Origin of the sequence: Acidiplasma aeolicum (assembly GCF_001402945.1) — an archaeon.
Lineage (GTDB): Archaea > Thermoplasmatota > Thermoplasmata > Thermoplasmatales > Thermoplasmataceae > Acidiplasma > Acidiplasma aeolicum.
Map to the genome: position 1 here is coordinate 1 of NZ_LKBG01000276.1, position 6,870 is coordinate 6,870.

General features: G+C 33.1%; 6 protein-coding genes and 1 pseudogene. 5 read left to right on the forward strand and 2 right to left on the reverse strand.

Annotated elements, in window-relative coordinates; genetic code table 11:
* Positions 1-187 precede the first annotated feature (187 nt).
* The 3 genes from AOG54_RS08680 to AOG54_RS08690 are packed head-to-tail and all read left to right on the forward strand — an operon-like array spanning position 188 to position 3,201.
* Positions 188-2,191, forward strand: coding sequence for a threonine--tRNA ligase (locus AOG54_RS08680; protein WP_052656785.1), 2,004 nt, complete (start codon positions 188-190; stop codon positions 2,189-2,191).
* Positions 2,192-2,230: 39 nt separating this feature from the next.
* Entirely contained in the window at positions 2,231-2,605 is a 375-nt protein-coding gene (gene gcvH / locus AOG54_RS08685) for a glycine cleavage system protein GcvH (RefSeq protein WP_048101800.1), read from the forward strand.
* Positions 2,606-2,616: 11 nt separating this feature from the next.
* Positions 2,617-3,201, forward strand: a complete 585-nt coding sequence (locus AOG54_RS08690; protein WP_048101799.1) for an SAM-dependent methyltransferase — start codon at positions 2,617-2,619, stop codon at positions 3,199-3,201.
* Here AOG54_RS08690 and AOG54_RS08695 read toward each other — a convergent pair.
* Together AOG54_RS08695 and AOG54_RS08700 are read right to left on the reverse strand one after the other, a co-directional pair.
* Positions 3,198-3,818, reverse strand: a complete 621-nt coding sequence (locus tag AOG54_RS08695; RefSeq protein WP_055040914.1) for a hypothetical protein — start codon at positions 3,816-3,818, stop codon at positions 3,198-3,200. The two genes, AOG54_RS08690 and AOG54_RS08695, sit on opposite strands and share 4 nt — an antisense overlap.
* Positions 3,818-4,750, reverse strand: coding sequence for a transcriptional regulator (locus AOG54_RS08700; protein ID WP_048101797.1), 933 nt, complete (start codon positions 4,748-4,750; stop codon positions 3,818-3,820). The genes AOG54_RS08695 and AOG54_RS08700 overlap by 1 nt, the downstream gene beginning before the upstream one ends.
* Before the next feature lie 102 nt (positions 4,751-4,852).
* Between AOG54_RS08700 and AOG54_RS09595 the strand changes: the two are divergent.
* Both AOG54_RS09595 and AOG54_RS08710 read left to right on the forward strand, forming a co-directional pair.
* A pseudogene (locus AOG54_RS09595) lies at positions 4,853-5,418 on the forward strand (DDE-type integrase/transposase/recombinase); the annotation flags it as partial.
* A 91-nt stretch (positions 5,419-5,509) separates the two neighbouring features.
* Entirely contained in the window at positions 5,510-6,835 is a 1,326-nt protein-coding gene (locus tag AOG54_RS08710) for an MFS transporter (protein ID WP_048101796.1), read from the forward strand.
* The last annotated feature ends 35 nt before the right edge of the window (positions 6,836-6,870 follow it).

Here is a 6,870-nt window from a genome sequence, read left to right on the forward strand (position 1 = left end):
GAGTACTTTCTGATTCTATCCTCCGCAACTATTTTATCCAACCTTTGCATAATTAATGGGATGTGGTTCGCTGCCATATCCCACTAATAATTTTCAAATTAATAAATATGACAATTGTCGAACAAATTATGAAGGTTTGGACACGCTATAAAAATAAATTAATATATGCGTTAAAAATTCATAGAGGATGAATTCTAATATTACTGCCAGGATTGAAAAGGGCCAGAGGTATTCAGATATTATTTCTGATAGGGCAAAGCATTTAATAATTGCTGCAAAACAGGATGGCGTTTTACATGACCTTGATGATACAGCCAGCGAATCAGGAGAAGTTGAATTAATTAATATATACTCCGATGATGGTCTAAAAATATTAAGGCATAGCACCGCCCATTTGCTTGCAAACGCTATTGTTGATTTATATCCTGGTGCAAAGCCCAATACAAGCAATGAGGATTCTGATGTATTCTATTACGATTTTGATATGCCACCAATATCAGTGGATGATTTCCCAAAAATAGAGGAAAAAATGAGGGAAATTGCATCAAAAAATTTAAAAATAGAAAAAATAAGGCAGGATAAAAATGCAATGCTTGAGATATTTAAGGATAACCCTTATAAAATAGATAAAATAAATGAAAACCTTAAGGATGGTGAAATATCGAATATTTACAGACAGGGCAATTACATTGAATTCTGCCGTGGCCCGCATGTGCCGTCAACAGGGTATATAAAAGCCTTTAAACTTTTGTCTGTTGCAAGCACCAATTATGAGGGTGATATAAATAAGCAAAAAATGGTGAGAATTTATGGCACATCATTCCCTGATCAGAAAATGTTAAAGGATTTCCTTCAAAGAAGGGAAGAGGCAATGAAAAGGGATCACAGAAAAATTGGCCAGGAAATGGACTTATTTTTATTTGATGAACGTGCCCCTGGCTTTCCATTTTACACGCCAAATGGCGCAATCATAAGGAATGAACTAATAAATTACATGAGGGAACTTAATGAAAAAAATGGCTGGGAGGATGTCTGGACACCGCATGCATACCGTGACATCATATGGAAGGAATCAGGCCATTACGATAAGTACAAAAACGATATGTTTCTGTTTAAATTGAGCAACGGGGACGATTACGGTCTTAAACCCATGAACTGCCCCGGGCATATAGCAATATACCAGCGTTCTGTTCACAGTTACCGTGAAATGCCCATTAAATATTCTGAGGCCGGCACAGTTTACCGTTATGAAAAATCTGGTGAGATGGGTGGTCTTACAAGGCCAAGGGCATTTACCATAGATGATGGTCATGGATTTTTAAGACCGGATCAAATTTTTGATGAGGTATCATCTCTCATAAAAATAATCCCTGATGTTTTTAGGACAATAATGGGGGAATCTGAAATATCATACGATTTAAGTACTATAGATAAATCAAACCCACAGAATTACCTGCTATCATACATTTGCAGGGATTGTGGTGAAAAATTTGAAATGAGGGCTGCATCAGGTGTATTAAAATGCCCTAAATGCGGTTCAACAAATCTGGAGGTTGATTTCTCAATGTGGGATAATGCCACAGATAATCTTAGAAGCGCACTGGAAGATCTAAATTTAAAATACAAGGAAAATCCAGGGGATGCCGCATTTTACGGCCCAAAAATTGACATACATGTTAAGGATGCCCTTGGAAGATTCTGGCAGCTTTCAACAATACAGCTGGATTTCTTCATGCCCATAAACTTTGATTTAACATATGTGGATTCAGATGGCAAAAAATCAAGGCCGGTTATACTTCACAGGGCCATTTATGGAAGCTACGAAAGATTTATTGCAATCCTTTTAGAACACTTCAACGGAAAGATGCCAACATGGCTTTCCCCGGTGCAGACCTATGTGGTTCCTGTATCTGAGAATTATAACGATTATGCCTCGTATGTTCACAGTGAGCTTGTTAAAAATCATATAAGATCCAAACTCGACCTTTCTGGAAATACCATATCTAAGAAAATAAAACTTATAAGACCAATGAGAGTTTCATATATTATAGTTGTTGGTGAAAAGGAAAAAATAAGCAATACAGTCTCTGTTAGAAACCGCAAGGATAAAACAAGGTCATATAACCTTCAGGATTTTATTTCTAAAATCACCATGGAAATAAAAAACCGCAGCATTGATCAATTATTTTAAATATAAAATATATTTTATACATATTTAATATATACATTTATGTCAAGAATACCGGAGGAGTTAAAATACACAAAAACACATGAATGGTTCAGTGTGGATGCAGGTGTGGCAACCATAGGCATAAGTGATTATGCACAGCAGCAGCTTACAGACATAGTATATATTGATATGCCAAAGCCTGGAGACGACAAAAAAATTGGGGATGTGCTTTTAACAATTGAATCCGTAAAATCTGCAGAGGATGTTTATTCACCAGTTAACGGCAAGGTTATAGAGATTAATATGGAACTCGAAAAGTCACCTGAACTTGTAAACGAGGACCCATACAAAAACTGGATAGTGAAAATAAAACTTGATGATGAAAAGTATAATTTCCTAACAGCAGAGGAATACAAAAAATATATAGGAGAATAAAAGAAATTATTATGAACAGAAAGGATAAATATTATATAAAGGCTAAAAAGGATAATTTACGCAGCAGGGCAGCATTTAAATTAATGGAGATACAGGAAAAATTCAATGTTATATCAGAAAATTCAAACGTCCTTGAGATTGGGGCATCACCAGGTGGCTGGACCCAGGTCATCAGAACAATAACCGGACGGCCAGTAATCTCTGTTGATATAAACAGGATGAAACCAATAGATGGTGTTATATTTATTCAGGGAGATATAAAGAACCCTGATATAATAAATATTATACAAAAAACTATGGAAGGCGAGGGAATTGAAAAAATAGATGTTATACTATCAGATGCCATGGTAAAAACCAGTGGAATTGGGGAGCGGGATCATTATGAATCCTACCTGCTTGGTACTGCGGTAATGGAGATGGCATTAAAATTGCTTTCACCGCATGGTAATGTTGTTATAAAACAGTTCCAGGGAGATGAAACGGGTAATTTTATAAATAAATGGAAGCAGTATTATTCGTTTAATAAAATTACAAAGCCAAGGGCATCCAGATCTGAATCGCGTGAGATATACATAGTTTTCAAGGACAGGATTTAATTCTGGTTCCTGTTTTTAAAATATTTAACAAGGTCTTTATAAAAATCGTAATCGGATATGCACATCTTTAACTCATTATTTTTTTCATTTAAAATTTCATTTATACGTTTTTCAATATATACCAGGCGTTCCTCATTTAGTTTTTTAAATCCGTTTATATCAACCATTTTATTCCATTCATCAACATATTCTTCAGGCGTCTTGTTATTAAATGCTGTCCTGCTTATCCTTTTTTTCCTTATTGAGTGCCTTATAAGGTCAAGGGTTTTAACATCTCTTGAATATGCCCTCTGGTATTCATCCTCATTCATATCAAGTCCTATAAGCTCAATGTTATTATCAATTGAATATCTTGCAGCCTCTATGTACACTGGTGATGGCGTCATAACCTCTCCGTATTTCGAGAGATTAACACCATATATAATTTCATAATCCGAAAGCGTCATTTCAAAGGGATTCTCAATAAAATATTTTATGCCCTTAACCTCCTCCGGTGATATGGTAATCATCATAATTTCTGGTTTGACAAAATACAGCTGCCTTTTTAATTCATCGCCATCACGTATTAAACCCTTTATTCCACCAAATATATAGAAATAATCATTTATTTTTTCCATCATAGCCTTTCAACTAAAATTTTTTTAAATGTATCCCTATCATTTATATTCATTAAATCCCTGATATTTACGACGGGGCATCCATATATATTCTCTCTTGTTGAATATGTCCTGTTAATAATTACTGGTATATCACCAAGAACATCACTTATTTTTTTTATGGACATTATTTTTTCAGAATTTTCCTCGGCATTGTTAAAGGCTCCTATCATAAGGAATGATTGAACATCATATGAAAGGCCATTAAATGGATTCCTGCTTATGTATTCAGATATGTAACCAAAGCTGTTTATTATTTTAAAAACTTCTTTTATAAATACATCATTTATATCCTCTTCCTCTACATTTATATTTTCTTTAAGTGTGGAAATATCCACCTCCCTGCTTATATCATCACCAAGTATGTTTTCAAGCTTTAGATATATATCTATTGTTGCAGAGCTTCCAGATTCGTAAAGAGATATGGACCTTCTGGAAACACCCAATTTCTGGGAAATATATCCTATTGAAAAATTCTTGCTATTTCTTATCTCTCTCATCTTTTCTCCATCTATTTTAACATAGAAGCCGCCGGGAGCAGAATATATATAGGGTTTCTGTCCATTAATATATTCCTTAAATGTTTGGAATGAAAATATTGGGAGGCCGTGCCTGAAATATAACACACCATCTTCTAATGCTCCAGTTCCAGTTTTTTCTCCAATAATTACTGCTATGGATCCGGTTATTTTTTCCATTTTTAATAATGATGAAACACTCAGTTTGCTAAACGTGTCAATATTATAAAGAACCTTAATTATATATTTTTCACCATCTCTTCTGCAAACTATATCAAATGTAACGAGGCCATATAGATCCGGCTCAGATACATTAAATCCGTTCTGTTTTAAGAACTCGTATATTTTTTTAATAAGTTCTTTCCTAACATCCACGTTCTAATATTATTAATATCATATAAAAACTTTTTTAAACAATAAAGTCAGTCAGTTGCATAATTCATTTCATTAAAATTTACAATTAAATATCAATTTTTAAACAAGAAGAACCACAGAAAATATGTAAGTATAAAAGGTCTAACAGCAATTCACTATGGCATATTGACTGGACTGAATACAATAAAAAAGAGAAATTAATAATAATAGGGGATGATGCATCTCGATTTATAACAGGATTTGGTGTATACAGTGAGGAAACAATAGATAATACAATAAATACATTAATAAAAGCAATAGAACTATATGGTAAACCAAAGGAAATAATAACAGACCATGGCACTCAATCCTTCTCAAATGGAAAGAATGGAATAATAGGAGATAAGAATAAGTTCAAGCAGTATTTGGATGATAATAATATAAAACATATACTGGCAGGAACGGATCATCCCCAAACAAATGGTAAATTAGAAAGGCTAAATTATACAATTAAATCATTAAAACCCTATTTTACAACATGGGATGAGGTTGTATATTATTATAATTATAAGAGAAGTCATATGTCATTATGTATAGATGAAAGGCCTGGGGTAACACCATCAATGGCATATGAGGAAAAGGGGGTAAGTTATATGAAAAGCAATAAATTTATTAAGGAACTCATTTAAGGATTTCATAACTTATATTAAAAATAAATTATAGATTGTAGTATACATGTAAACTAACTTATTTATATTGATTTAATTTTTATACTCAAATATGGTTGCAAATAAGGAACCAATATTTAAAGGAATGACAAAATATAAATGGTTTATTTTTATAGTTGCGCTATTGGGTTGGTCAATGGCTTCCATGGATCTAAATCTATATTCAATAAATTTACCTTTAATTATGAGTACATATCATATTTCTATAGCTTTAACAGGAATAATAACTGCATTAATATTTTTAGGTGCTACAATAGTCGTTTGGATAGTTGGTCCATTTTTAGACACATATGGCAGAAAGTCAGTATGGCAGTACAGTCTTTTAACTATGGCAATATTTACTGGTTTTACTATCTTCGCTACCACTGTAGTTATCCTGATTATAATAAGAGTACTATCTGATGGGCCATCATATATTGAATTTCCTACCGGAATAACAATTGCCAACGAAGAAATGCCTGCAAAATTACGTGGTAGCTTGTATGGTTGGATACAAGCAGGTTTCCCATTAGGCTATTTCTTAGCAACATTGATAGCAATAACTGTAGTTCCAAGATTCCCGTTAGATTTGGGGTGGAAAATAGCTTTTTTAATAGGTGTTGTTCCCATACTTTTAGTTGTAATAATGAGACATTGGGTTAAAGAACCAGAAAGATCTAAAATTGCTATTAAAGCAAGAAATTTAGCAAAAAATGGTCATTTAGATGAAGCAAAAGAAATTACAAAAAAATATCAGATAGATTTATCAGAAGCACCAAAGTATCCATATAAACAATTATTTACAGACCCTAAATTAAAAAAACATACTATATATAGTACAATAACTGAGCTATCTCATGAATTTTCCACTCCAGCTTTATTTTTCTTTACATCAACGGCTTTAGTTGTTTATAAACACATACCAGTTGAACAATCGTTTTACATCATATTAGCAGGAAATGGTTTAGCATTCTTTGCATATGGTTTAATGGGACATTTAGGTCAAAAAATAACAAGAAAATGGGCTAGTGCAATTATAGGCTTAGTAGGTGGTATATCAGTTATATTTTTTGCATTATCTTCTGGTTTACTAGAAACTATAATAGCGACCTTGTTATTTTATCCATTAGTACTAGCTTGGAATGGTACATGGTGGGTTTATATTGCCGAAACCTATCCAACTAGGGTTAGAGGCACTGCCGATTCATGGCAAGTAGGTTTGAATGATGCTGCATGGATTTTGGGAAGTTTAGCTTATGGATTCGTTATTTCAGCAGCAGGATTTTTATACACTTACTTATTAATAGGTGCATTACCGGTGTTGTTAGGCGCCATACTAGTAGCAACTAAAGGAATAAAAGTTAAGCCTGATGAAGAGCTAGAAGAAATAATAGTTTAATATTTAACAAATATTTTTTAAAATTAAAAAAGATC